The sequence below is a fragment of the Nesterenkonia alkaliphila genome, from assembly GCF_009758175.1.
Classification (GTDB): Bacteria; Actinomycetota; Actinomycetes; order Actinomycetales; family Micrococcaceae; genus Nesterenkonia; species Nesterenkonia alkaliphila.
Genome location: NZ_WRPM01000103.1, coordinates 78646 through 104621 on the forward strand (window position 1 = coordinate 78646; position 25976 = coordinate 104621).

Annotated in this window: 25 protein-coding genes; 14 read left to right on the forward strand and 11 right to left on the reverse strand. The window is 65.9% G+C overall.

Annotated features, from left to right (window positions below; translation table 11 throughout):
• Nucleotides 1-53: 53 nt before the first annotated feature.
• Nucleotides 54-1259, forward strand: coding sequence for a glycine oxidase ThiO (gene thiO / locus GNZ21_RS15495; protein WP_157325960.1), 1206 nt, complete (start codon nucleotides 54-56; stop codon nucleotides 1257-1259).
• Here the strand turns inward: thiO and GNZ21_RS15500 are convergent.
• Entirely contained in the window at nucleotides 1229-3946 is a 2718-nt protein-coding gene (locus tag GNZ21_RS15500) for an HAD-IC family P-type ATPase (protein WP_229659477.1), read from the reverse strand. The two genes, thiO and GNZ21_RS15500, sit on opposite strands and share 31 nt — an antisense overlap.
• Nucleotides 3947-4103: 157 nt before the next feature.
• On the opposite strand from GNZ21_RS15500, the gene GNZ21_RS15505 reads away from it, so the two are divergent.
• From GNZ21_RS15505 to GNZ21_RS15525, 5 genes are all read left to right on the forward strand, one after another.
• Nucleotides 4104-5594 (forward strand): acetyl-CoA hydrolase/transferase family protein, encoded by a 1491-nt coding sequence (locus GNZ21_RS15505; RefSeq protein ID WP_188503613.1) that lies wholly within the window; start codon nucleotides 4104-4106, stop codon nucleotides 5592-5594.
• 67 nt (nucleotides 5595-5661) lie between these two features.
• Entirely contained in the window at nucleotides 5662-5901 is a 240-nt protein-coding gene (gene thiS / locus GNZ21_RS15510) for a sulfur carrier protein ThiS (RefSeq protein ID WP_157325964.1), read from the forward strand.
• Between the two features lie 11 nt (nucleotides 5902-5912).
• Nucleotides 5913-6734 carry a thiazole synthase gene (locus GNZ21_RS15515; RefSeq protein WP_157325965.1) on the forward strand — a complete coding sequence of 274 codons (822 nt, stop codon included), beginning with the start codon at nucleotides 5913-5915 and terminating at the stop codon, nucleotides 6732-6734.
• An 85-nt stretch (nucleotides 6735-6819) separates the two neighbouring features.
• A complete protein-coding gene (moeB, locus tag GNZ21_RS15520) occupies nucleotides 6820-8115 on the forward strand; it encodes a molybdopterin-synthase adenylyltransferase MoeB (RefSeq protein WP_157325967.1) in 1296 nt (431 codons plus the stop codon).
• A 68-nt stretch (nucleotides 8116-8183) separates the two neighbouring features.
• Nucleotides 8184-9152: a carbohydrate kinase family protein gene (locus GNZ21_RS15525; RefSeq protein WP_188503612.1), complete on the forward strand. Its 969-nt coding sequence runs from the start codon at nucleotides 8184-8186 to the stop codon at nucleotides 9150-9152.
• Between the two features lie 5 nt (nucleotides 9153-9157).
• Here GNZ21_RS15525 and GNZ21_RS15530 read toward each other — a convergent pair whose 3' ends face one another.
• The 7 genes from GNZ21_RS15530 to GNZ21_RS15560 form a co-directional block, all read right to left on the reverse strand.
• A complete protein-coding gene (locus GNZ21_RS15530) occupies nucleotides 9158-9415 on the reverse strand; it encodes a PLD nuclease N-terminal domain-containing protein (RefSeq protein WP_157325969.1) in 258 nt (85 codons plus the stop codon).
• A gap of 67 nt (nucleotides 9416-9482) precedes the next feature.
• The gene (locus tag GNZ21_RS15535; RefSeq protein ID WP_188503611.1) at nucleotides 9483-10322 is read right to left on the reverse strand and encodes a glycerophosphodiester phosphodiesterase; all 840 of its coding nucleotides are present in this window, start codon (nucleotides 10320-10322) and stop codon (nucleotides 9483-9485) included.
• Nucleotides 10319-11251, reverse strand: a complete 933-nt coding sequence (locus GNZ21_RS15540; RefSeq protein ID WP_157325971.1) for an HAD family hydrolase — start codon at nucleotides 11249-11251, stop codon at nucleotides 10319-10321. Before GNZ21_RS15540 ends, GNZ21_RS15535 begins: the two co-directional genes overlap by 4 nt.
• 56 nt (nucleotides 11252-11307) lie before the next feature.
• Nucleotides 11308-12033, reverse strand: a complete 726-nt coding sequence (locus GNZ21_RS15545; protein WP_157325973.1) for a response regulator — start codon at nucleotides 12031-12033, stop codon at nucleotides 11308-11310.
• Nucleotides 12030-12320, reverse strand: coding sequence for an ATP-binding protein (locus GNZ21_RS15550; RefSeq protein WP_157325975.1), 291 nt, complete (start codon nucleotides 12318-12320; stop codon nucleotides 12030-12032). Before GNZ21_RS15550 ends, GNZ21_RS15545 begins: the two co-directional genes overlap by 4 nt.
• Nucleotides 12321-12899, reverse strand: coding sequence for a sensor histidine kinase (locus GNZ21_RS15555; protein WP_229659483.1), 579 nt, complete (start codon nucleotides 12897-12899; stop codon nucleotides 12321-12323). It lies immediately after the preceding gene.
• A complete protein-coding gene (locus tag GNZ21_RS15560; protein ID WP_157325979.1) occupies nucleotides 12829-13407 on the reverse strand; it encodes a DUF7134 domain-containing protein in 579 nt (192 codons plus the stop codon). The genes GNZ21_RS15555 and GNZ21_RS15560 overlap by 71 nt, the downstream gene beginning before the upstream one ends.
• 167 nt (nucleotides 13408-13574) lie before the next feature.
• Between GNZ21_RS15560 and GNZ21_RS15565 the strand changes: the two genes are divergently transcribed.
• The 3 genes from GNZ21_RS15565 (at nucleotide 13575) to GNZ21_RS15575 (ending at nucleotide 17134) form a co-directional block, all read left to right on the forward strand.
• Nucleotides 13575-14327, forward strand: a complete 753-nt coding sequence (locus GNZ21_RS15565) for an ABC transporter ATP-binding protein (RefSeq protein ID WP_157325981.1) — start codon at nucleotides 13575-13577, stop codon at nucleotides 14325-14327.
• Between the two features lie 104 nt (nucleotides 14328-14431).
• Nucleotides 14432-14695, forward strand: coding sequence for a hypothetical protein (locus tag GNZ21_RS15570; RefSeq protein WP_157325986.1), 264 nt, complete (start codon nucleotides 14432-14434; stop codon nucleotides 14693-14695).
• Nucleotides 14696-14755: 60 nt separating this feature from the next.
• Entirely contained in the window at nucleotides 14756-17134 is a 2379-nt protein-coding gene (locus tag GNZ21_RS15575; RefSeq protein ID WP_157325987.1) for an ABC transporter permease, read from the forward strand.
• A 198-nt stretch (nucleotides 17135-17332) separates the two neighbouring features.
• Here GNZ21_RS15575 and GNZ21_RS15580 read toward each other — a convergent pair whose 3' ends face one another.
• From GNZ21_RS15580 to GNZ21_RS15590, 3 genes are all read right to left on the reverse strand, one after another.
• On the reverse strand, nucleotides 17333-17509 hold the full coding sequence (locus GNZ21_RS15580; protein WP_157325989.1) for a hypothetical protein: 177 nt from the start codon (nucleotides 17507-17509) through the stop codon (nucleotides 17333-17335).
• A 146-nt stretch (nucleotides 17510-17655) separates the two neighbouring features.
• A complete protein-coding gene (locus GNZ21_RS15585; RefSeq protein WP_157325991.1) occupies nucleotides 17656-18798 on the reverse strand; it encodes an ABC transporter ATP-binding protein in 1143 nt (380 codons plus the stop codon).
• A 268-nt stretch (nucleotides 18799-19066) separates the two neighbouring features.
• A complete protein-coding gene (locus GNZ21_RS15590; RefSeq protein ID WP_157325993.1) occupies nucleotides 19067-19630 on the reverse strand; it encodes a hypothetical protein in 564 nt (187 codons plus the stop codon).
• A gap of 191 nt (nucleotides 19631-19821) precedes the next feature.
• Here GNZ21_RS15590 and GNZ21_RS15595 point away from each other — a divergent pair, with 191 nt between their 5' ends.
• The 5 genes from GNZ21_RS15595 to GNZ21_RS15615 are packed head-to-tail and all read left to right on the forward strand — an operon-like array spanning nucleotide 19822 to nucleotide 25729.
• Entirely contained in the window at nucleotides 19822-20340 is a 519-nt protein-coding gene (locus GNZ21_RS15595) for a CarD family transcriptional regulator (RefSeq protein ID WP_157325996.1), read from the forward strand.
• A 32-nt stretch (nucleotides 20341-20372) separates the two neighbouring features.
• Nucleotides 20373-21713, forward strand: coding sequence for a 2-C-methyl-D-erythritol 2,4-cyclodiphosphate synthase (gene ispF / locus GNZ21_RS15600; protein WP_157325998.1), 1341 nt, complete (start codon nucleotides 20373-20375; stop codon nucleotides 21711-21713).
• A 51-nt stretch (nucleotides 21714-21764) separates the two neighbouring features.
• Nucleotides 21765-23213 (forward strand): cysteine--tRNA ligase, encoded by a 1449-nt coding sequence (gene cysS / locus GNZ21_RS15605; RefSeq protein WP_188503610.1) that lies wholly within the window; start codon nucleotides 21765-21767, stop codon nucleotides 23211-23213.
• A gap of 3 nt (nucleotides 23214-23216) precedes the next feature.
• Nucleotides 23217-24209, forward strand: coding sequence for a 23S rRNA (guanosine(2251)-2'-O)-methyltransferase RlmB (gene rlmB, locus GNZ21_RS15610; RefSeq protein WP_157326000.1), 993 nt, complete (start codon nucleotides 23217-23219; stop codon nucleotides 24207-24209).
• Nucleotides 24206-25729 carry a maltokinase N-terminal cap-like domain-containing protein gene (locus tag GNZ21_RS15615; RefSeq protein WP_157326002.1) on the forward strand — a complete coding sequence of 508 codons (1524 nt, stop codon included), beginning with the start codon at nucleotides 24206-24208 and terminating at the stop codon, nucleotides 25727-25729. The genes rlmB and GNZ21_RS15615 overlap by 4 nt, the downstream gene beginning before the upstream one ends.
• Nucleotides 25730-25976: the final 247 nt, after the last annotated feature.

The following is a 25976-nucleotide window of genomic DNA, read 5'->3' on the forward strand; positions in this document are numbered from 1 at the left end:
TCTCCTGTGAGCTGACCTCACAGAAGTCTAACGAGCGGCGTAGAGTCATCACCATGGGGCAGAACGTTCAGCTCAGCACAGCAGTCATCGGCGCCGGGGTGGTCGGTCTGCTCACCGCCTGGCAGCTGCGGCTGAGCGGCCACGCAGTGACCATCCTGGACCCGGCGCCCGGCGCGCAGGCCTCCTACGCTGCGGCCGGCATGCTCGCCCCGATCAGCGAGGTCCAGTACGGCCAGCAGCAGCTCTGGGAGCTGATGACCGCAGCCCAGGCCGAATACCCGGCGCTGATCCGGACCCTCCAGCAGGCCAGCGCCCTGCCCACCGGCTACCGGGAGAACGGCACCCTGCTGGTGGCCGCCGACCCCGGCGACAGGCAGGCCACAGCCGAGCTGGTCGCCGTACAGCAGGCCGCAGGCATGGAGGTCACTCCGCTGAGCTCCCGGCAGCTGCGCAGCGCAGAACCAGCGCTCGCCCCAGGACTGGCCAAGGTGTGGTCAGTGCCGGGGGACCACCAGGTCAACCCCCGGCAGCTGGTCCGCTGCGTCACCGAGGCGCTGGACGCCCAGCTGGATCCCGGTGTCTTCCCGACTGCCGGCCCGCCCGCGCAGTGGATTGCCGCCCGGGTGACCCGGGTGGAGCAGACCGAGCAGGGCATACGGGTTGAGTACGACGGCGCCGCAGCCGTCTTTGACCGGGCCGCCCTGGTGCCCGGGCTGGGATACACAGACATCGCCGGCCTGCCCCAGCAGCAGCCGCTGGACCTGCGCCCGGTGCACGGAGACGTCATCCGGCTGCGGGTCCGGCCCGAGCAGCTCAGCCCCGGCGAGCAGCACCTCATCAGCTCCACGCTCCGGGCCAAGGTCCGCGGCCGCTCGGTCTACCTGGTGCCCCGGGCCCCGGAGGACCCGCTGGAGCCGCTGGGTCTGGTGGTCGGCGCCTCCTCCCGGGAGGACGGCCTGCCCGGCACCCACACCGGCAGCGTGGCCGAGCTTCTTGAGGACGCCGCCGCAGTGCTGCCTGCGGTGCGCGACGCCGAGCTGGTGGAGATCACCACCCGGGCCCGGCCGGGCACCCCGGATGACCGTCCCTACCTGGGGGCAGTGAGCCCAGGGGGCGGCGTCGTCATCTCCACCGGCTACCACCGGCACGGGATCCTGCTGGCGCCCCTGGCCGCCCGGCTGACTGTCGCACTGCTCAGCGGTGAACCTCTGAGCGAGGCAGACCGGGACTACCTTGAGACCATGCGCCCGGACCGCTGAGCCTGCCGCCCGGTTCCATAGAGCAGCAGCTTCAGCACCTCGGTGACCACGAAGACGGCAAGTCCGGCCAGGCTGATGATCAGCAGGTAGCGCGGCCCCAGAGCGGAGGAGTCAAAGAGCTGCTGCAGCGGCGGGGCGTAGATGAACAGCAGCTGCAGCGCGGTCAGCCCGATCAGGCACAGCCAGGCCACGCTGTTGTTGGACAGCGCTTCGAAGCGGAGGCTGGTCGACTCCAGCGCCTTGACGTTGAACAGGTAGAAGCCCTGGCAGACCACCAGCACGGTGGTGGCCAGGGTGCGTGCGGTGTCCAGGTCATCCCCGGCCTCAATCCGCCAGCGGAAGATTCCGGTGGTGACTCCGGCGATCAGCAGGGACACCACCGCGATCTGCACAATATGGCGGAGCTCCACGATCCCCCGGCCAGGATCCCGCGGCGGCCGCTGCATCAGTCCCTTCTCGGCGGGTTCGAAGGCGAAGGCGAAGGCCAGGGTCACCGCGGTGACCATATTCGCCCACAGCACCTGCAGCGGAGTCAGCGGCAGCGTCCAGCCCAGGGCTACCGCGAAGAGCACCACCACCGACTGCGCGCCATTGGTGGGCAGCAGGAAGACAATGGCTTTGCGCAGGTTGTCATAGATCCGCCGGCCTTCCTCCACTGCGACCTCAATCGTGGTGAAGTTGTCATCGGCCAGCACAATTTCAGCGGACTCCTTGGTCACCTCCGTGCCTTTGACTCCCATCGCCACGCCAACATCGGCCCGCCGCAGCGCAGGGGCGTCATTGACGCCGTCCCCGGTCATCGCCACCACCTCGCCCTCGGCCTGCAAGGCAGTGACCAAGCGCAGCTTATGCTCCGGGCTGGTGCGGGCAAAGACGTTGTGCTCAGCGGCCAGCCGGCGCAGCTCGGCGTCGTCGGCCGCTTCCAGCTCAGCCCCGCTGACAGCCCCAGCTCCGTCGTCGATACCCATCTGGCGGGCGATGGCAGTGGCCGTGCCCACATGATCTCCGGTGATCATCTTCACCGTGATCCCCGCCTGGTGGCAGACATCGATGGCGGTCACGGCCGCCTCCCGCGGCGGGTCCACAATACCGACGACGCCGAGGAAGGTCAGTTGGTCACCGAGGGCTTCCACACCCAGCTGCTGGGTATCACGGTCTGTTGCGCTGCGCTCGGCGGCCCCCAACACCCGCAGTCCCTGGCTGGAGAGCAGCTCGATCTGTTCCTCCCAGTAGTTTCGGTCCAGGGGTGCAGTGCCGCCTTCTGGGGTCAGCTGCACGGCTGCCCGGTCCAAGAGGCGGTCAGGAGCGCCTTTGACCAGTACGCGCAGGTCTTCCTCCGTCTGAGCCACGGTTGCCATCAGCTTGTTCTCCGAGCTGAACGGCAAGGTGGTCAGCCGGGACACGGCGGCCGGATCGAAGCCCAGCTTGCCGGCCATTGACTGCAGCGCTCCCTCCGTGGGTTCGCCGTTGATGCTCCAGCGGCCGTTCTCGGCCTGCACCAGCCGGGTGTCATTGGCCACACTGAGCGCCTGGGTGATCCGGCGCAGTCCCGTGTGGTCCAGACTCACGGCGGCCCCGTCTTCAGCGATCACCTCTCCCTCAGGGGCGTAGCCGGTGCCGGTGACCATAAGCGTCTCCCCGGTGAGAATCACCCTTTCCACCGTCATCTCGTTCTTGGTCAGGGTGCCGGTCTTGTCCGAGCAGATGGTGGTCACACTGCCCAGGGTCTGGACGGCCGGAAGCCGGCGGGTGATCGCATTGCGCCCAGCCATGGACTGGACTCCCAGGGCCAGGGTGATGGTGATCAGTGCGGGCAGACCCTCAGGAATGGCGGCCACTGCGAAGCTCGCGGCTGCCTGCAGAAGTTCTGCCATCCCGGTGCCGTGGATCAGCGAGCCCAGCAGCACCAGGATCAGGGTCATCAGCACCACGGCGAGGGCCAACCAGCGCCCGAAAGCTGCGATCTGCCGGGTCAGCGGGGTCTGGAGGGACTCCACCTCACTCATCATGATGTTGATCCGGCCCAGCTCGGTCTGCGAACCGGTGGCCACCACTACTCCGCTGCCTGAGCCGGAGGTGATCATCGTTCCGGAGAACGCCAAGCAGTGGCGATCACCTAACGGGGCGTTGGCCTCCACCGTGGCGCTGTGCTTGGCGGTGGGCACAGACTCGCCGGTCAGTGCCGATTCCTCCACGGTCAGTTCATGAGCCTCTGCAAGCCGCAGGTCGGCGGGGACTTTGTCACCGGCCCGGAGCCGGACCACGTCACCGGGAACCAGGTTATCCGCGGGGATGGTCCGCCAGGTCCCTTCGCGCAGTACAGAGGCTGAGGGGGAGAGCATGTCCCGGATCCCCTCGAGGGCGCGTTCAGCCTTGCCCTCCTGGAGGAAGCCGACTGTGGCGTTGATCACCACCACAAAGAGAATGACTATAGTGTCCACCCAATGCTGCAGCACTGCGGTGAGCACAGCGGCTCCCAGCAGCACATAGATGAGCACATCGTGGAGGTGGCGCAGGAACCGCCTGACCGGGCTGTCCTTCTCCGCGGCGGGAAGTTCATTGGGGCCGAGCTGTTTGAGGCGCCGGCCCGACTCCGCGCCGCTCAGTCCTGAGGCGAGGTCGGTGTTCAGGGTCTCGGCGACCTCGCCGGCGGTCAGCGTATGAGGTTCGGTCAGGCTTTTGAGCACACGTTTCTCCTCGTCAAGGGTGTCCTCCGTAGCCGTTCCTGCAGTTAAACCTTATACCGCAGCGGGGAGTTCTTCTACCTCACGTAGAAGATGCCTGGAGGGTGTCAGCATCCCGTATCCTGGCAGTATCTTGCCAGATCACGAGGTCAGGAGCTGTGTGTCAGCGCTGAGCAGCAGAACAGTCTCCGCGGCAGAAGCCGCAGCGCATATCAGCCCCGGGGACCGGGTGGGGATGAGCGGGTTCACCGGTGCCGGCTACCCCAAAGCGGTCCCTGAGGCCTTGGCGGACAGGGTCGAGCAGGCACATCAGCGCGGCGAGGAGTTCCGGATTGAGCTGTGGACCGGAGCCTCCACGGCCCCCGAGGTAGACGGTCTGCTCACCGAGGCAGGCGCGGTGAGCAAAAGGCTGCCCTTCCAGTCCGATCCGACTGCACGCCAGGCGATCAATGCTGGAGAGATCGAGTACATCGACACCCACCTGAGCCACTCTGCCCAGCAGGCCTGGTTCGGCTTCTACGGGAAGCTGGACGTGGCGGTGGTGGAGGTCGCCGGGATCCTGCCCAATGGGCTGCTGGTGCCCGGCAGCTCGGTGGGGAACTCGAAGACCTGGCTGGACTTGGCCGAGAAGGTGATTCTGGAAGTCAACTCCTGGCACCCGCGGGCGTATGAGGGCTTCCATGACATCTACTACGGAACCCGGCTGCCCCCGCAGCGCATGCCGCTGCAGCTGCTTGACCCCATGCAGCGCATCGGGGACCCCTACCTGCGAGTGGATCCGGCGAAGGTGGTGGCTGTAGTTCAGACCGAGGCCCCGGACCGCAACCTGCCATTCAAGCCAGTGGATCCGGACTCTCAGGCGATGGCCGATCATGTGGTGGACTTCCTGCACCATGAGGTGGCCCGGGACCGGCTGCCCAAGGGCCTCTTCCCCCTGCAGTCGGGAGTGGGGAACATCGCCAATGCGGTGATGACCAACCTGGCACACAGTCAGTTCGAGGATCTCACCGCCTACACCGAGGTGATCCAGGACGGCATGCTGGAGCTGTTGGACAGCGGAAAGCTCGCCGCAGCCTCGGCCACCAGCCTGTGCCTGTCGGCACAGAAGGCGGAGCACTTCAACGAGAACATTGAGAGCTACAAGGGCCGGATCCTGCTGCGGCCCCAGGAAATCTCCAACCACCCCGAGGTGATCCGCAGGCTGGGACTGATCGCGATCAACGGCATGATCGAAGCGGACATCTACGGCAACGTGAACTCCACGCACGTGATGGCCAGTTCCATCATCAACGGCATCGGCGGCTCAGGGGACTTCGCCCGCAATGCCTATCTGAACTTCTTCGTCTCCCCCTCCACCGCCAAGGATGGGATGATCTCGGCGATTGTGCCCTTCGCCAGCCATATCGACCACACTGAGCACGACACTCAGATTCTGGTCACCGAGCAGGGACTGGCAGATCTGCGGGGTCTGTCACCGATGGCACGAGCTCGCAGCATCATCAGGAACTGCGCACATCCCCATTACCGGGACCGTCTGCAGGACTATCTGGACCGGGCGTGTGCGGCGAACCCAGGCGGACGCCACACCCCGCATCTGCTTGGCGAGGCGCTCTCCTGGCACCAAGCGTTCCAGCACACCGGCCGGATGTGACCCTGATCCCCGCTGTGCCAAGTGCAGTCAGGAACAGTCGAGGCCCTGCTGGTGTTGAATAGGACCTATGCCAACCGTTGAGATCAACGAAGAGACCGTGCCCCTGGACGAGGGCGCCACTGTGGTCACCGCCGTGGCCCGGACCACCGGCCGTGAGCTCACTGAATCCGGGACCCCCGCAGACGGCGGACGCCTGGGGGTGGCCGTAGCACTGGGGGGAGAGGTGGTGCCGCGCAGCCGCTGGGCGGCCACCGAACTCTCCGAGGGTGATGAGCTGGAGATCGTCACCGCGGTCCAGGGCGGATGAGGAAGAAGACAATGACGACGCCGCCCACCGCCCAGCAGCTCCCACGCACCGTGGCACCGCTGCAGATCGGCGATTACACCCTGGAGTCCCGGCTGATCATGGGCACCGGAGGGATCACCGATCTGGCCGCCCTGGAGAAGGCCCTGGTGCAGTCCGGGACCACCCTGACCACGGTGGCGATGCGCCGCTACAGCCCCGAGACCAAAACCTCCGTGTTCTCCATGCTGGAGCGGCTCGGAATCGACGTGCTGCCCAACACTGCTGGCTGCTACACGGTCAAGGACACTGTGCTTACCGCCGAGCTGGCGCGCGAAGCTCTAGAGACCAACCTGATCAAGGTGGAGGTCATCGCCGATGAGCACACGCTGCTGCCCGATGTGATCGAGACCCTGGAAGCCACCGAACAGCTGGCCGACCGTGGATTCACCCCGCTGGTCTACACCAGTGACGATCCGGCCGCGGCCCTGCGCCTGGAACAGGCCGGAGCTGCCGCGGTGATGCCGCTGGGCGCCCCCATCGGCACCGGGCTGGGAATCCTGAACCCGCACAATATCCAACTGATCACCTCCCGGGCTCAGGTCCCGGTGGTACTCGATGCCGGGATCGGCACGGCCAGCGAGGCGGCCCTTGCACTGGAGCTGGGGTGCTCAGCAGTGCTGGTGGCTTCCGCAGTGACTCGCGCACAGGACCCCACTGCCATGGCCGAAGCCATGCGCCTTGCCGTGGAGGCCGGCTTCCACTGCGCTGCCGCGGGCCGGATTCCCCGGCGGGAGCACGCCCTGGCCTCCAGTCCTGCCGAGGGGATCATCAGCCCTCTAGAAGACCTCACCTGATGGGTTATCAGGCACTTTTCGGAGTATCAGCAGCCCATGAGATGCCGATAATCCAACAACCCCCTGATTCTTTGGAGTGTGCACCATGAGTGACCTCAGCAAGTTCTCCCGGACCCAGGCCGAACGCTTCCAGCGCCACTTCGCCCTGGCCGGATTCGGCATCGAGGCCCAGGCTAGACTGCTGGACTCCCGTGCCGTGGTGGTCGGAGCCGGCGGACTCGGCGCTCCCATCCTCACCTACCTGGCTGCTGCCGGGGTCGGAGCCATCGAGATCATCGACCACGATGTGGTGGACCGGTCCAATCTGCACCGTCAGGTCATCCACTCCGAGTCCACCTTGGGGCAGCCCAAAACTTCCTCTGCCGCCGAGCGGATGCGCGGCCTGCACCCGGAGGTGGGGATCACCGAGCACCGCGAGCCGATCAGCGCCGCCAACGCCCTGGAGCTCATCGAGCCTGCCGATATTGTGATCGACGGCAGCGACAACTTCAGCACCCGCTATGTGGTCTCCGATGCCTGCGAGATCCTCGGCAAACCGCTGGTCTCCGGCTCTATTCTCCGCTTCTCCGGACAGGTCAGCCTGTTCTGGTCCCGACTGCCCGATGGCAGCCGCGGGCCCACCTACCGGGATCTCTACCCGGAGGCTCCAGACCCCGGCGAGGTGCCCAGCTGCGCCGAGGCCGGGGTGCTGGGTGTGCTCCCCGGGGTCATCGGCTCCATCATGGCCACTGAGGCGATCAAGTTCCTGGCCGGAATCGGTGAGCCGCTGACCGGCCGGGTGGTCACCTACGATGCGCTGACCTCCCACTTCGGCCAGTTTCGGCTCAATCCCGACCCCGACCGCGAGCCGGTCACCAGCATCGGCACAGGTGCCGAAGACATCGGCGGCGCTCCTGAGGCTGCAGCCTGTCCAGTTGAAGTCGGCGACGCCGCCCCAGCCGCCTCCTCGGCGCCAGGCCAGACAGTGCCGGCCGCCAGCCCCTCCGCTCTGGCACAGGGGCCTGAGGAGCCTGATCCAGGCACAGCGGATATTGATTTCAACCCCTTCACCGGCGAGCCCAAGCAGGCAGATGACCTCAGCCCGGCTGAGTTCCGGCGCGCGGCGGCCGACGGGCGCCTGGGTCTGGTGCTGGACGTGCGCGAACCCCATGAACACCAGGCGGGGGCCCTCAGCGGCGCGGTGAATATCCCGCTGATGGACCTATGGCAGGCCGAACAGCCTCCCGAGGGGCTCCAGGAGGTCACTGAGGAGAACCCGGCGGTGGTCTACTGTGAGCACGGGGTCCGTTCCCGCCAGGCGCTCGCCGTGCTCAAACACCGCTATCCCGAGGTGCCCATCAAGAACTTATTGGGCGGCTACGCCCTCTACCAGCAGAGTTGAGCTGCCGATGAGCCGCAAACGGCCGCGGTCTGGGTCTTCTCGAGGACAAGTGCGGTAGTTTGGAGGATGTGAAGTCCCACCTGGCAGTCATAGGCGAGTGCTTGGTAGACGTTGTCGAATCCGAGACGTCTGCCCCCAAGGCGCATGTGGGCGGCAGTCCGCTGAACGTGGCAGTGGGACTGGCCCGGCTCAACCACCAGGTGGTGTTCGCTGGCCGGCACGGCGGTGACGACTATGGTCGGATGATCGCACGGGCCCTGCGCGCCCAGGGGATCAGCGCTGTGCTGGAGGCCGATGACCTGCCTACCTCCGTTGCCACCGCCACCCTAGATCCCACCGGTCAGGCCAGCTACGAGTTCGCACTGGACTGGGTCCTCCCTCAAGCCCAGGACCTTATCGAGAAGCTGCAGCAGGCCGCCGGGACCATTGAGCATGTCCACTCCGGATCTTTGGCCACCCTGATCGAACCGGGTGCCGGGGTGGTCAAGAGCGTGCTGCAGGAGCTGCGCCAGACTGCCACCATCTCCTACGACCCCAATTACCGGCCCACCCTGGTGCCCAATCGCGAGGAGGCTCGCAACCGGGTGGAGGAACTGGTGAGGCTGGCCGACGTCGTCCAGGCCTCCACCGACGATTTTGAGCTGCTCTACCCCGAACGGCCCGTCCAAGAGACCATGGAGTTCTGGCTGCAGCTGGGCCCGGCGTTGGTGACGGTGACCCGCGGGGCATCCGGAGCCATGGCGTTGGCCCGCTCCGGCTTCGCCGAGCAACAGGCCTTTCCCACCGATGTGGCCGATACTGTGGGAGCGGGGGACTCTTTCATGTCCGCCACTCTCTCCACGCTTCGCCAGCAGGGGCTCCTGGGCGCTGAGCAGCGGACGCCGCTGCAGCAGATTTCAAAGCACGACGTCGCCCAGGTGCTGCACACTGCCGCACAGGCCGCCGCCATCACGTCCTCCCGATACGGCGCCCAGCCCCCGATGGCTGAGGAGCTCTCGGCTGCCCTGAGCCACAATCCGCGGCCTCCTATGGCGTAGCCCGATCAGCCGGGCCGGTTCTCCCGCCGGTGGCGCAGGCTCTGGGCGATGAAGTAGATGATCGCCCCGAGAATCGGCACCAAGGCGATGATCAGCACCCAGATCACCTTGGCCGGCCCCTGGTGGTCCGTCTGGGCGTAGATCATGAAGGCCGCCACCAGCAGCGCCCCGTAGACCAGCACGGCGAAGCTCAGCCACCAGGGAGCCGCCACGGAACCCGGCGGGGTCTGGGCGGTGAACTCAGTCAGAGCTTCGTTAACCATGCGGCCAGACTAGGCGACGGGCCTGGCCGAAACCTTGCCCTGACGTGGGAGAACGATGAGCTGGGGCTCACACGGTCTGGGGCCAGACCGAGCGCTCACGCATCACCGCGGCCAAAGCCTCTGCGTCATCGGTCATGATCCCGTCCACACCCAGATCCAGCAGCCGGTGCATCTCTTGGGGGTCATCCACCACCCAGACGTGGACCTGCAGCCCGGCGGCGTGGCAGCGCTCCACGAACTTCGGCCTCACCACCGGTATCCGGGACTGGCGGATCGGAACCTGGACGCAGTCGATCCGAGCCAGCCGCTGGGAGAGCCGGCCGAGCCCGCCGAACGGGCCCAGCAGCACCATCAGCCCGATGGACACCCACCCGCCGGAGGTGGCGACATGACGGGAGACCAGTCTGCGCAGGCGGTGCCGGCGGGCATCATTGAAGCTGGCCGCCAGCACCCTGTCGTGGGCACCGAGCCGTTCCACGATCTCCGCGAAGTGATCCACTGCTGCAGCGTCCTTGAGGTCCACATTGAAATGGGCATCGGGGAAGGCCCGCAGCGCATCTTCGAACCGCACCAGGGGCTGGCCGCCGACCCGCAGCCGGCTCAGCTGGGCCCAGCTGTGTTCGGAGACTCGGCCGGTGCCGTCGGTGGTCCGGTCCAGCGTCTCATCGTGGAAGATCACCAACTCTCCGTCCGCAGAAGTGCGCACATCGATCTCCAGGTACCGGAACCCCAGATCCACTGCCCGTTGGAAGGCAGCCATAGTGTTCTCCCGTTCAGGGTCGGCCCCGCGGTGGGCAAAGGCCAAGGGCGTGTGATGCAGGGGGCCGGGGACAGAGTTCACCAGATAGGGCACTTGGCGGTAGGGATGCTGCCGGTACGGCTTCCGGCCGGTCTTGGCCCGGCTCACCTCAGCTGCCCCTCAAGGAGCTTCTCCAGGACCAGGGCCACACCGTCATCATCGCATGACTCGGTGACTCGGTCGGCCGCCGAACGGGCCATATGGTGAGCCGAGCCCACGGCCCAGGAGGTCCCTGCCCATTGCAGCATCTCCACATCATTGGGCATATCGCCGAAGGCGATGGACTCCTGTGCGCCGATGCCCAAGGATTCGGCATACCGGTGCAGTGCCTGGGCCTTATTGACCCCCTTGGCGGAGATCTCCAGCAGACTCACCCCCGGGGCGGAATGAGTGACCGTGACCAGGTGGCCGATCCGCTCCTGGGTCTCTGCGATGAACGCGTCAGGATCCATGGCATGGGTCTTGGCCAGCAGCTTCAGCGCGGGCGCCTCATCGGGCAGTGCCCCTGTGGAGCGCTCCAGGGTGTGGTCCAACGGTCCGAGTCGGATCTCATCCTCGCGGACTCCGGCTGCTCTGCGGTGCTTCTCGTCGAACCACAGGCTGCCGCGGGCGAAGGACTCCTCCATATGCAGGGCCGCCATGGTCTCGGCAGCGAAGCTCACAGTGGGCTCCAGGCTCCTGATCAGGTCTTTGGCCTCGAACAGGGTGTCTGCGGTCAGCGCCTGGGCTTCGATGGGAGTATCGGCGGCCAGGTCATAGGTGACTGCTCCGTTGGAGGCGATCACTGGGCCCAACAGCTCCAGAGCAGTGCTGATCCGGCGCAGCGCCCGCACCGGCCGCCCGGTGACCAGAACCACCACCACACCAGCCTCGCGCACGGAGCGGAACGCCTCCAGGGTGCGCGGGGACAGCTCCCCGGTCATGGTCTGGGCGTAGGAGAGGATGGTGCCGTCCACATCAGTGGCTACCAATCGGACCGGCTGATCGCCCATCACAAGCGGCTCGGCGGCGACGGGGAGGGAGGGCTGAGAGGTCATGCCATAAACCTATCCAACAGAGCTGGTTAACTGTGCCTTAACAGCAGTGGACGGGATCACTCCCCCACCACCCCGGACTCGTAGGCAAAGACAACCGCCTGCACCCGGTCCCGGCAGCCCAATTTGTGCAGCACATTGCCCACATGGGTCTTCACGGTGGCCTCGGAGAGATAGAGCCTGGCGGCGATCTCCGTATTGGACTCTCCGGTGGCCAGCTCGGCGAGGATCTCACGCTCCCGATTGGTCAGGCACTCCAGTTTCTGCTGCTGCTCAGTGCTCGGCGATCGCCGCGCTCCCTGGCCCAGGATGGCGGTGTCCAGCAGCCGCCGGGTGGTGGAAGGGGCTACGACGGCGCCCCCGGTCACCACGGTGCGGATGGAGTCCAACAGCACCTCCGGCTGCACATCCTTGAGCAGGAATCCGGCAGCTCCGGCGCGCAGCGCGGCCAATGCGTACTCATCGGTGTCGAAGGTGGTCAGCACAATCACCCGGGTCGCGTCCAGAGCGGAGTCCTCGGTGATCGCAGCTGTGGCCTCGATGCCGTCCATCTCCGGCATCCTGATGTCCATCAGCACCACGTCTGGGGCGCGGCCAGCCGATGCCAGCGCCCGGATCCGCCCCAGCGCCGCAGCCCCAGTCCCGGCTTGTCCTGCCACTGCCATATCCGGCTGGGAGTCGATGACCATGGCGAAGCCGGCGCGCAGCAGAGCCTGGTCATCAGCCAGCAGCACGGAGATTCCGGGGGGTTGGGCCCCCGGTCCCGGCTGAGCGATCTGCGTCATGGTTTCTCCTCCTGTTGCTCATGATACGGACGGGTCGTCTGGGCTGGTGCCGTGCGCCGGCCGGGCCGCACCCGCTCCAGGGGGAACCGGGCCTCCACGGTGAAGCCGCTCTCCAGGGATTCCTCCCCCTTGGGCCGGGCCACCAGGGTGCCGCCGTAGAGCTTGGCCCGCTCAGCCATGCCCAGCAGCCCAGAGCCGGCGCCGTCGTCAATCGCCGATGCGCCCCGGCCGGTATCGCGGATCTCCAAGGCAAGCTCGCCGGCCCGGTGATCGGTGCCCAGCCACACTTAGGCTCGCGCGCCCTCCCCGCCGTGCTTGAGCGTATTAGTCAGTGCCTCCTGGGCGATCCGGTAGATCGCCAGCTCGACTCCCTCGTTCATCGGCGGCAGGCTGGCATGGGCTATATGCAGTTCCACCGGCAGCCCGGAAGCCTGCACATCGGCCACCAGCTGGGGGATGCTCTCGATACCGGGAGCAGGGCGAAGCTTCTGCTCGCCCTCCTCGCGCAGCACCCCGAGCATGCGGCGCAGCTCGGTGAGCGCCTCCCGGCCGGTCTCGCCGATGGTTTCGAACGCCTGCCCAGCCCGCGCCGGATCAGCCTGCAGCACATAGCGGCCCCCGTCGGCCTGGGCAATCATCACGCTCATGGAATGACTGACCACATCATGCATCTCCCGAGCGATCCGCATCCGCTCGGCATCGGCGGCCAGCTGGGCCTCCTGGTCGCGTTCGCGCTCCAGCAGGCGGTTCCGCTCCTGGATGGCCTCCCGCTCACGACGCCGCCGGCCCGCCAGATCACCGAAGAGCCAGGCCGAGACCACCACCGCAGCGCAGAAGCCGGTGATAAGTGCCGCGATGAACAGCATCACCCCCCCAGTCCGGGTGGTAGGTACCGGGCAGCTGCTGCCCCAGCACGCCGGCGGCAGCCACGACATGGACCCCCATCAGCAGGGCTCCCAGCACCGCCAGCCCCAGGTAGCCCAGACTGACGCGGCGGGAGCCGTATTTGGCGCAGGCGTAGACCACCAGCGGCACCGAGAACGCCGAGGCTCCGGGTCCATACATGGCGAGGATCTGACACAGGCAGGCGAAGCTGATCAACCCGGCGGCCAGGCCGGGCCGGATTCGGCAGAACGCCAGAGGTAGGATCGCCAGCAGCTCGAAGCCGATCATCACCGGAAGATGCACGCTGACCCCGAACATCCCGGTGCCGAGAAGTCCAGCGGTCACCCCGCCGCCGATGAGCCAGAAGAGGCTGCTGAGCCCCAGCAGCGGGAGCACTTTGAAGAGGGTGTCACCCAGCCAGGGCCGCGCCTCAAAGAACCGCACAGCACGCACATGTGCAGGCGGGTTCGGCAGCAAGGTCTCAGGCATGTCACCCAAGTCTATGGACCCGGGCCCCTGCCTGCCTCATACCCCAGGATGAGGCGAGGTTCGGTCTCTGAGCTGAGGCGGCGGCGTCGTTGCCTTCCGTACTGTGAATCAGTGAACGAGCCGGGCCCGGCTCAGCACCCTGTGATGAGACCTGAAGCGAGACACCTATGCAGAGAACGACTACGCGGGCAGCAGTACGTGCCCAGCACCTGACCAAGACATACGGCTCAGGGGAGGCCACAGTGCACCCGCTGCGCCGGCTGAGCATCGAGATTCCGGCCGGTGAGTTCACCGCGATCATGGGTCCCTCCGGATCTGGCAAGTCCACTCTGCTGCATGTGCTGGCCGGTCTGGACAGCGCTGATGAGGGCAGCGTGGTGCTCTCCGCCCAGGGCCGTGACGTTGAGCTGATCGGCCTCAGTGAGCGTGAGCTGACCCTGATGCGCCGGCGCTACATCGGGTTCATCTTTCAGGCTTACAACCTGGTCCCGGCGATGACCGCGCAGGAGAATATCCTGCTTCCGTCCTCCCTGGGTGGACCTGAGCCCGACCGGCACTACTACGAGATGGTCATCGACCGTCTCGGGCTCGCTGACCGGCTGGACCACAGGCCCTTCGAACTCTCAGGTGGCCAGCAGCAGCGGGTGGCCGTGGCCCGCGCTCTGGTCTCCAAGCCGGCAGTGATCTTCGCCGATGAGCCCACGGGCAATCTCGATTCTCGCAGCAGCGCCGAGGTGCTCGGGCTGCTGCGTGCTGCGGTGGACGAGTTCGGTCAGACCGTGGTGATGGTCAGTCATGACGCCAATGCCGCCGCGCAGGCCGATCGCACGGTGATCCTCTCCGACGGCCGGGTGCTGGAGACGGTGGCCGAGCCCACCGCCGAACTGCTGGCCGCCAAGATGATCGGGGCCGCGCAGTGACGGACCAGCGCGCCGCGACGGGCACTAGGTTCACGGTGCTGCGCGCCAATCTGCGCTCCTCGGGCAAGCGGCTCTGAGCCGCCGGGGCGGCCATCGCCATTTCAGTGGCCTTCATTGTGGCCGGCACTATGCTGGTGGACTCGCTGAACCGGGCCGTGGAGGAAGAGGCCAAGGGAGAAGCGGCCGGCGCTGATCTGATCATTGACTCCAGAGCGCTCGGTTGGGCGAGCAACTCCTATACGGAGTACGAGGACGGCGGCTGGTCAGCGGAGACACTGATGCCTGCGGAGTATGGAGACATTCCCCTGGCCGAGGCGATTGAGCAGCTGGACTCGGTGGTCTCAGCAGAGGTGATCCGCCGCAGCTGACTGGACGGCCCCCTGGAGCTGGACGAACAGTTTGGCGGGTACAGCAGCTCAGGGCTTGGGGTGAGCACCCTGACCGGCAGCCGCGAGTATCCGCTGGTTGAGGGCCGGCTGCCGCAGGCTGCTGATGAGCTTCTGGTCAGCGAATCCGCCGCCCAATGGCAGGATCTGGCAGTGGGCGACACCTACCAGGCTGAGGCTGTGCGCTGGGAGATGGATGACTCCTACACCGTGGTGGATCAGGCGCAGTACACCGTGGTGGGAATCGCCGAGACCAGTGTGTGGAGCCCGGAGGCGTATCTCACCGCTGAAGGCATGGACCGTGTACCTGTCGATCCGGAGGCAGACTATGGCTTCGTGGAGCCGGCTGAGATTCGGGTGGTCCTGCCGGAGTCCGTCCATGGTGACCGGGCCGCCCAAGAAGCCGTTCAGCAGCAGATTGCTGAGCTGGTGGGGCAGCTGATTGCCTCCGGGGAGCTGGACATGCTCGCCCCGGCATCGGCCACCCCGGAGGCCGGGGCGGCCCAAGAAGACCCGTTCGGCATTGTCTCAGTGTCGCAGCTGCAGATTGCCACCAGTGAGCAGATCGTGGACCTCTGGGTGGCGGAGCGCACCGGAGATGCCCAGCTGCTTCGCTGGGTGGCACTGGGCTTCGGCAGCATCGCCGTGTTCGTCTCGGCTTTGGTGATCGCCAATACCTTCCAGGTGATCGTCGCCTCGCGGCAACGCACGATGGCGCTGATCCGCGCCGTGGGAGGCACTGCAGCCCAGCTGCGCTGGGCTACTCTAGCCGAGGGGGCCGTGCTCGGCCTTCTGGGCGGAGCAGCCGGTGTGCTCCTCGGCTGGGGGATCGCACAAGGGTTCGTGGTCGCCATGAATTTCTTGGGCGGCGGCGGAGAGGGCATTCCGGCAGCCTTGCCGAATCTCATCGCGATGGGGGTGGGCCTCGGCCTGGGCCTGGTCATGGCAGTAGGCTCAGCCCTCTACCCGGCGTTCAGTGCGGGGCGCATTTCGCCCATGATCGCCCTGCGGCCTGCAGATGTGGCTCCGCCGGAGAACCGCGGCTCCACGGTACGACTGGTGCTCGGTGCACTGCTTACCGCCGTGGGTCTGGCTGCTGTGCTCTACGCCGCACTGGGTTGGCCAGCCAGCGAACCGAATCCTGAGCTGGACTACTACGGGATGTTCAACGCTGATCCCGTGGCGGGGCTGCCGTTCCCGGTGATCGGCCTGGGCGGCGGGATCCTGGGCTTCCTCGGTGTGCTGGTGCTGGCCAAGACCATAGTGCCGCCGCTCGCGGAGTGGCTGGGCACGGCGCTGGCAGCCCTGCGCCCGCTGAAGGTGCCCGCACGCCTGGCCGGGCAGAATGCCCGCCAGGTACCCGGACGTACTGCCGCCACCTCCTCAGCACTGCTGGTGGGAGTGACCCTGGTGGCGACCATGATCACTGGTGCGGCGACTGCCCAGAAGCTGTTGTACACCGAGTTGGCCGAGTCCTATCCCGTGGACGGCGCTGTGGCGGAGCTCGAGGAGGACCAGTGGCAGGTGCTGCAGGACAGCCCCGTGGTCACTGAGGTCATGATGCTGCCGGGTCTGCAGGCTCAGCACACAGAGGATATCCATTGGCAGGTACTTGTGCTGGAGGATGCCGAGTTTAGCGAAATCTCGCGTCTTCCGCTGGATCAGTTGCAGGAGGATGGGCCGATCATCTATGCCGGGTGGAACGCCTTTGCCCAGGCAGACTACTCCTCGGTGTCGGAAACCCTCATGTTGGAGCTGCCCACTGGTCAGCCCGCCAAGGAATTTCCGGTGCAATTGGCCTCTTGGCTGCCCCATGACGTGGTGGCGGTTCCGCAGGCGCTTCTGCCGCCTGGGGACCGGGATGCCACCCCCGGAGCAGGGGCTGTGTTCCGCGTGGCTGATGATGCGCAGTATCAGGAGATCTGGCAGCTTCACGAGGCGCTCGGTGGGTATTCGGCCCAAGCCTCTGTGGAAGGCGCGGCGTACCGCGCAGAGACCCTGCGGCTCATCGATGCGATTCTGTTGGGGGTTCTCGCCCTGCTGGGGGCCAGTGTGCTGGTAGCGGTGCTGGGGGTCTCAAACACGCTTTCCCTCTCCGTGTTTGAGCGTCAGCGAGAGGCTGCTTTGCTGCGGGCCAATGGGATGACCCGCCGCGCACTGGGGGCAACCATAGGTATCGAGGCCCTGCTGCTGGCGGCAGTCGCCCTGCTGCTGGGAACCGGGATGGGAGCACTCTTCGGCTGGGCCGGAGTCAGCGCATTGGTGGCGCGCGAGGACTGGACGGTGGCGCCGGAGATTCCTTGGCTGCGGATGGCTGCGGTTTGGGCAGCGACCCTGTTGGCCTCCCTGGCCGCGGCCTGGCTTCCGGCCCGCCGGCTCTCCCGAGTCCAGCCGGCCGCCGGTCTCTCCCGGGCCGCCTGAGCACAGAAGAGAGCCCGGATGAGCACTGCGCTCCTCCGGGCTCTCCGTCGTGAAGGGCTGATCCTCAGAGCAACCACATCAGGATGATGACGATCGCGATAATTGTCAGAATACCGCCACCGATGTAAATTCCACCGCCGCGCATATGAATCACTCCTTCATTAGTTGGGTGCGACATGGTCAGAACTGTGCAGTCCGTTATCTGTTTGCCCGCGTCAGTGCTCGCAGCACGAACACGGCAAGGATCACGATGATGATCGAGATGATCACACTGCCGATGATGCTGATCAGCTCGGTGAGCAACCACCAGGCCAACCAGATGAGCACAATGCTCAGCAGAATCGTCAGGACAATGGACAGCGCGTTTCTAGCCATGGCTCCACACTAAGATCGTCAGTCTGGACATGTGCTGGACAAAGCCAGCAAATGCAGTGTGAATTAACGAGAAGAGCGGCGGGAAATAGTGGGTCGCACCACTTCCCGCCGCTCAAATCAGTATCTTCGGCTAACTAGCTCCTGATTCAGTCTTCCTGGTCAGCCAGGGCCTCGACATCGTCCAGGGTCGCCTCGGGGGTGCCCTCGGGGATCGCCCCGTTGAGCCGCAGACCGGTCTGAACGTCGAACAGGTGCACGTGGTCCGCATTCGGCTTGATGTGCACAGTCTCGCCCTTCTGAGGAGGACGGCGGCCGTCGACCCGGACGATCAGCGGCTGGAAGGTGTGGATGCCCTCCGGGGTGCCGTAGATGTAGGCATCGGCGCCGAGCTCCTCGACGACGTCGACGATCATCGGCAGGCCGGTGCCGTCGGTTGAGATGCTCATGTCCTCAGGCCGCACCCCCAGGATGACCTCCTGCTTGCCGGTGAGGTCCACTTCAGGAACGGTGAGTCGGTCGTTGCCGACCACCAGCTGGCCGGACTCCACTCTGACTTTGAACAGGCTCATTGCGGGGGAGCCGATGAAGCCGGCCACAAACACATTGGCGGGGGTGTCGTAGAGGTTGCGCGGGGAGTCCACCTGCTGCAGCACGCCGTCCTTGAGCACGCAGACCCGATCCCCCATGGTCATCGCCTCAACCTGATCGTGTGTGACGTAGACGGTGGTGGTCTTCAGCTCGCGGGTCAGTGCGGCGATCTGGGTGCGTGTCTGTACGCGCAGCTTGGCGTCCAGGTTGGACAGCGGCTCATCCATCAGGAAGACCTTGGGGGAGCGGACGATGGCGCGGCCCATGGCAACGCGCTGGCGCTGACCGCCGGAGAGCGCCTTGGGCTTGCGGTCCAGGTAGTCCTGAAGGTCCAGGATCTTGGCGGCCTCCTGTACGCGCCGTGCGCGCTCCTCCTTGGAGACCCCGGCGATCTTCAGCGCGAATCCCATGTTCTCGGCCACTGACATATGCGGATAGAGCGCGTAGTTCTGGAAGACCATGGCGATATCGCGGTCCTTGGGCGAGACGTGGCTGACGTCCTCACCGCCGATCAGAATGCGGCCCTCATTGACCTCCTCGAGGCCGGCTAGCATACGCAGTGCGGTTGACTTGCCGCAGCCGGAGGGGCCCACAAGAACCAGGAACTCGCCGTCGGCGACCTCAAGGTGGAGCTGATTGATAGCAGGGCGAGCGCCCGGAGTGTAGATGCGGCTTGCGTAGTCATAGGTGACAGAGGCCATGATGGTTCCCTTTCACGGGCAGGTACGTGCCCGACGATCCGTAGTGAAGGTTGGCTGTCCACGCCAGGGGTGAGTGTGGTGCCCCTCTCATGAACTCAAGCATCACATCACAGGCCTCTCATTAAGTCCACCTGCGACACAAAGTGCCACACCGCGGGCAGGCTAATCGAGCGTAGCTGTTTGTCCGGGTATAGCGCTGATTCCGGGGCCATAAGCGGATTAACCGCTACGCTCACCGGAGTTCAGGTTGGCCGCCGCCGGGACAATCTCAGTGGCTGTCGTCGTTCTCGTCGTAGTGGGCGGCACCGCTGCCCCAGGTGTCTGGGCCGTGTTCGAGATGCTCCGCCATGGACTCGTCGAAGCCGTCCGGCAGCAGGTCGCGGTACTCAGCGATGGTGCCGTCCACCACGGTGGCGTTGAAGCTCTCCTGGGCGCCGTTGACGCTGACGGTGACCTCCTGGATGGAACCGGGGCCGGCCTCGATCGCCGAGACGATCAGCTCCTCATCGTGCTGCAGATTGATGGAACTGCCCGGCTCAACCGTGAACTCAAAGCTGTCGCCGGCCACCTCGATGCTGACCTCGGCGGGCTCCTCGGCGGAGGTGTCCAGATGGGAGACCAACCCGGTCATCCGGGCCGGACCGCCCTCTTCTCCGGCCACGAACATGATGTGGCGCAGCGCGATGTTCTCGGAGTCGAACATTGTGCCGTCGGAGGCGGAGTACACATGCGTAGTGGCCTGGTAGTTGATGGCAGAGCAGCCGGTGAGGGCCAGACCGCCGATCAAGGCAGCAGCTGCAGCTGCGCGAGGTACCGAGGGGGTGAACTTCACCGCGGAGACTCCTTAGAACGATGGGTACGCATGGCGTTGCTACCAGACTACTCGATCCGGTGTGACTTCTACGCAATGTAGAAAGATTATTGCGCGGCGAACCTTAGTACTGCCCCTGCAATCTACCGTCACGACACGCCGTAAGGCGCCCCTCCGTGATAAACTTGAAGTCAGGAAAGGGGAATAACTACATGAATTTCGAAGTCGGCGAGACAGTCGTTTACCCGCACCACGGTGCAGCCACCATTGAAGAGGTGGAGATGAGGACTTTCAAGGGTGAGGAGAAGACCTACCTCACTCTGCGAGTCTCAGAAGGGGACCTGACTATCAAGGTTCCGGCTGAGAACGTCGATCTGGTCGGCGTCCGTGATGTAGTGGACGAGGAAGGCCTGGAGAAGGTGTTCGGCCTGCTGCGTGAAGAGCACACCGAGGAGCCCACCAACTGGTCCCGCCGCTATAAGGCCAATGTGGAGAAGCTCGCCTCCGGTTCCATCCATAAGCTCGCCGAGGTGGTTCGCGATCTCTGGCGCCGCGAGAACAACCGCGGCCTCTCAGCTGGCGAGAAGCGTATGCTCTCCCAGGCCCGCCGCATCCTGGTCTCCGAGCTCCGGCTGGCCAAGGAGCTGGAGGAGGAGAAGGCCGAGGAGCTTCTCGATGAGGTCCTCGCCGAGGGCCATGCCACGGCTGAGGCCGATAAGGTCCCTGCCTGAGCAGACTCACCGCTCAGCATAGAATTCAATACATGACTGCACGCCCGGATGATACTGCGCCCTTCAGCGCGGTACACCGGGCGTTAGTCATCGTTGCGGCGGGTTCAGGCACTAGGCTCGGCCACGGGATCCCCAAGGCCGCGGTGACCCTTGGCGTGGGCAGCATCCTGGAGCATGCATGTCAGGCAGTCACCCCTGAACTCGGCTTTGAGCTGATCGTCCTGGTCCTGCCCGAGCAGTCCTCCCATCACGAGGTTCTCTCGGCACCGGCCACGGCTCTGGCCCACCGGACCGGGAGCCAGGTTGTGATCACCTCCGGCGGCGCAGCCCGCACCGATTCAGTGAGGGCGGGCAGCCAGGCGGTCCAGAAGCACGCTGAGCTGCAGGGCTGGGACGGACCCGTGCACGTTTTGGTGCACGACGCCGCCCGGGCGCTCACTCCCCCCGAGGTGTTCAGTCGGGTCCTGCAAGCCCTGGCAGACGGGGCCGAGGCGGTGACCCCGGCAGTGCCGGTCACCGACACCATCAAGCAGGTGCAGTCTGAGGGCTCTGCGGAACGGGTTGAGCGCACCCTGCCGCGTTCCGCTCTACGCGCCGTGCAGACCCCGCAGGGCTTCACCCTGCAGTTCCTGGAGCGGGCGTTCGCTCACATTGAGCAGCTCCCTACGGAGCGTGCGTCCCAGCTCACCGATGAGGCGATGATCGCCGAGGACCTCAACACCGAGGTGCGAGTGGTGCCCGGGCATCCGCATGCGCTGAAGATCACCACTGAGACCGACCTCATCACCGCCCGCGCCCTCTTGGCGGAACAGGCGCGAGAGCCGCTGAGCAGCGAGCGATCCGAGACTGGGACTTCAGGCGCAGAGGCCGCGGCAACGCCGCCGGGACCACCGCGAGTAGGCATCGGCCAGGACATCCATGCCTTTGCGCTGGCGGATGAGCCTACAGAGCTGTGGCTTGCTGGTCTGTACTGGCCCGGCCAGCAAGGACTTGCCGGGCACTCCGATGCGGACCCCGTGGCCCATGCAGCCTGCGCCGCCCTGTTCTCCGCCGCCGGGATGGGAGACCTGGGCACCCATTTTGGGGCCGATACCCTGGGAACCCACCGGGCAGAGATGGCCGGTGCCCGCGGCGTCGTTCTCCTCTCCCAGGCTGCCAGGATCGTGCGCGATGCTGGTTTCCGGATCGGCAGCATCGCAGTCCAACTGGTGGGAAACCGGCCCAAATTCGCCCCGCGGCGCGAGGAGGCTCAGCGGGTGCTCAGTGAGGCGGCGGGCGCACCGGTCTCCGTGGCTGCCACCACCTCAGACGGGCTCGGCTTCACCGGACGCGGGGAGGGCATTGCTGCCACAGCCACCGCCGTCCTGTACTGACCTGTCCAAATCTGTCTGTCTTTGGGCGGCCGTACCGGTAAGGTATGGCCCGTGGCCCTGAGACTCTATGACACCAAGACCGCGCAGCTGCGCGAGTTCCAGCCGTTGGAACCCGGCAAGGTGTCCCTCTACTACTGTGGTGCCACTGTGCAGGGCCGCCCGCATGTGGGCCATGTGCGCTCGGCAGTGGCCTTCGACATCCTCGCCCGGTGGCTGCAGCACTCCGGGTACCGGGTCACCACGGTGCGCAATGTCACCGATATCGATGACAAGATCCTGGCGAAGTCTGCCGCCTCCTACGCCGAGGACTTCGAACCCACGCCGGACTACCCGGCTGCCGAGCCCTGGTTTGCCCTGGCCTACCGGTTCGAGCAGGTGTTCAACGCAGCCTACAGCGCAGTTGGGGTGGCCCGTCCCAGCTACGAACCCCGCGCCACCGGCCATATCACCGAGATGCATGCCCTCATCGCCCGGCTGATCGAGGCTGGGCACGCTTATCCCGCACTGGATGACTCCGGCGACGTCTACTTCGATGTGCGCTCCTGGCCTCACTACGGGGAGCTGACCCGGCAGTCAGTGGAGGATATGCAGGATGCCCCCGATGCCGACCCGCGCGGTAAGCGCGATCCCCGGGACTTCGCGCTCTGGAAGGGGCATAAGCCCGGTGAGCCGCAGACCGCTGCCTGGGACTCTCCCTGGGGCCGGGGCCGGCCCGGCTGGCACCTGGAGTGCTCGGCGATGGCCAGCAAATACCTGGGCAGCAGCTTTGACATCCACGGCGGTGGGCGGGACCTGCGGTTCCCTCACCATGAGAACGAGCTCGCCCAGTCAGCAGCCGCAGGGGACGGATTCGCCCGCTACTGGCTGCACAACGGTATGGTCACCTATGCCGGGGAAAAGATGTCCAAGTCGGTGGGGAACACTGTCTCGCCCGATCAGATGTTGGCCGAAGTCCGTCCCAAAGCAGTCCGCTACTGGCTGGCCAGCGCCCACTACCGCTCCGAACTCGACTACAAGCCGGGATCACTGCAGGAAGCGGCCTCGGCCCTGGAGCGGGTCGAGAACTTCCTTGCCCGGGCCCGCCCCGGAGGGCATCCAGGAGAGTCCCCCAGCGGGCTCCCTGAAGGCTTCGCCGCCGCGATGGATGATGACCTCAACGTGCCCGCCGCCCTGGCAGTGCTTCACGAAACCGTCCGTGCCGGTAACACGGCCCTGGCTAGGGACGACGACGCCGCCACCGCAGTCTGTGCCGGCCAGGTGCTGAAGATGCTGGAGGTACTGGGCATCACGGATGTGCCCGAGCCCGCCGAGGGCGCCTCCGGGCCGGCAGCTGAGGCGCTGAGCCACCTGGTGGAGGCCCAGCTCGCGCAGCGGGCCGAGGCCAAGCGCGCTAAGGATTTTGCCCGGGCCGACGCCATTCGCGATCTGCTCACAACCATCGGCATTGAGGTGGAGGACACCCCCTCAGGCGCCGTGTGGACCCTGAAAGGCGGTGCCTAGCCGATGGCCAAGGACTCCCGACCCAAATCCGCTGCGATCCGCAGGGAGCGTAAGGGACCCACGAAGGGGTCCGGCGGCCAGGGCAAGCGCAAGCTTCAGGGCAAAGGCCCCACTCCCAAAGCCGAAGACCGGGTCTACCACAAGGCGCACCGGCAGAAGCAGCTGGCTGAGCGCTCGGCCGCCCGCCGGCAGCCTGGCCGAACCCGCGGCGGCTCAGGCTACGGTGCCGATGATGTGGTCGCCGGGCGTAACCCGGTGCTGGAGGCCCTGGCTGAGCAGGTCCCTGCCGCCGAGCTGCTCATTGCCCGCGATATCGAGACTGACGGGCGGGTTCGGGAGTCCCTGCAGCACTGTGCCGAGCAGGGCATCCGAGTCCGCGAGGTCTCCCGCCGCCAGCTGGACACCGCCACTGGGGAGGCAGTTCACCAGGGGATTGCCCTGGTGCTGCACCCCTATGAGTACGCAGACCCGGCTGAGTTGACCGCTGAGTTGGCCGAGGCCGCCGCCAAGGGCTATACGGAGCATCCCCCGCTGTTGGTGGCCTGCGACTCCATCACCGATCCTCGCAACCTGGGGGCGATCCTGCGGGCTGCGGCAGCCTTTGGTGCCGATGGCGTCGTCGTTCCTGAGCGGCGCAGCGCCGGGGTGACTGCCACTGTGTGGAAAACCTCAGCTGGGGCGGCGGCCCGGATTCCGGTGGCGCGGGCCAAGAACCTCACCCAGGCGCTGAAGGAGGCACAGGCCAATGGCTACTTTGTGGCCGGTCTCGATGGGGGTGGGGACACTGAGCTGCCCAATCTGAACCTCTTTGATCAGCCACTGGTGGTGGTGGTCGGCTCGGAGGGCAAAGGCCTGTCCCGGCTGGTCCGCGAGACCTGTGACTCCATCGTCTCCATCCCGATTGCCGCGAGCACCGAATCGCTCAATGCCTCTATGGCGGTGGGCATCAGCCTCTACGAGATTGCCGCACTGCGCCGGGGGGTGCGCCAGCAATGAGCCCCACCGGCCGCATCCGTGGCGAGGAGCAGCCCGGCTTCCTGGACATCCTCAGCAACTGGCTGCCGCACCAGCACTGGTTTCCCGCCCCCCGCAGCCGCCGCAGCCTGACGAGAGTGGGCGGACTGCGGCTGCCCACCCCGGAAGGGGACCCTGATCCGGGACTGTTTCTTGAGCTGCACATCTTCGAGGTGGAGCTTGCCGAGGGCGCTGAGGAGTCGGTCGCGCGGATCTCGGTACCGGTGGCCCTGCGCACCAGGCCTTCGGTCCTGGCGGGAAAGTCTGCCTTCATCGGCAAGCTGAGCCTGCAGGATGGGGCGGAGCTTTGGGTGTACGACGGCGCCCGCGACCGAGCCTTCCTGGCTGCCATCCTGGAGATGTCCCGGCGCCAGCAGGGCACCCGCAATGGCCGCTCTCGCGGTGAGGCCCTGGCAGACTTCAACCAATGGGAGCCGTTCACCCTTCAGCTGCGTCGGCAGGCGGTGGATTCCATGCTGCCGAATACCACCAGAACTCTGGTGCAGCCTGCTGCTGTGGATGACAGCGACTGGGGCCGGCAGGTTGCCGTGGACTTCATCCGCCGACCCCAGGTCGACCCGCAGGAGTTGGCTGAGGCAGTGCTCCGGCTGACAACTGCGCACTCCACGACGATTCCCCGGGTGCTCGGAACTGTCAACGGGGCCTGGGAGGAACGCCTACCCGGTGCTGACTGGGTCAGCGCCGAATGGGAGACGGGGCAGCTGGTCATCATCCGGGAAGCAGGGGCGGAGGCGCCCAATTCGCTGAACCTGGCCCGGACGGCGCTGCAGGGCGGCAGAAGCTTCAAGTCAAGCGCACGGCAACTCGGGCAGACCCTCGGTAACTTCCATGCCGACCTGGCCGGGGCCTTCGGGGCGCACCCGCAGAGCGCTGAGCAGCTCAAGGCCATGGCTGCCCGAGCGCAGCAGCAGCTGCTGGACCAGTGGCGGAGAATCCGCGAGGAGTTCGACGAGGATGAGGCTGCTGACCTCAACGAGGTCATCGACCTGATGGCCATGCAGCTTCGAGACGCTGATGAACCACTGATGCTGCAGCGGATCCACGGCCGGCTCACGGCCGACCGCATGCACCTGCTGGCCCCGGAACGCTGGGTGGTCAGCGAGGCCGGCGGATTCGAAGAACATGCCTTGGGCCTTCAAGATGTGATCTCTGTACTGATGTCCATGGCCAATATGGTCATGGAAGTCGCCAGTGAGACGCCGGAGATCGTGCAGGACCCAGAACGCTCCGATGAAGCCGATCAGGAGGCCGACGACTCGGCAGAGAGTACCCCGGTGCCTGACCCTGTGAACTTCGGCCAGTGGTACGAGGAGCTCAGCTCACAGTTTTTGGAGGGCTACCGCAGTTCCGATGCAGACAGCGGGGGAGTGGACTCAGTCTTCTTCCGCGCCGCGATGCTCGCAGAGGCGCTTGACCTGTTTTCCCGCTGGCAGGGGCAGTGGGTCTTCCGTCCGTCCATGCTTCTGCAGGCCGAGAACTGAGCCTGCATCCGGGGCTGTTCACGGGGAGTTTACATTCGCCGCTGACTAGTGCTAGAGTTTCTATCCGCGCCAGTTGGTGATGGGAACTCTCCCAGAGCCGGGGTGCGGACTGAAGAACTGAAAAGTTCATTCTCCTATCCACACGGAACTGAGAACGTCGAGTTGACACTCACGAGGAAGTTCTGGTAAGATAGAAAAGTTGCTCCGGAGCGATCCGGGAGAATTTCTCCCGGTGGTGCCGGCAGCG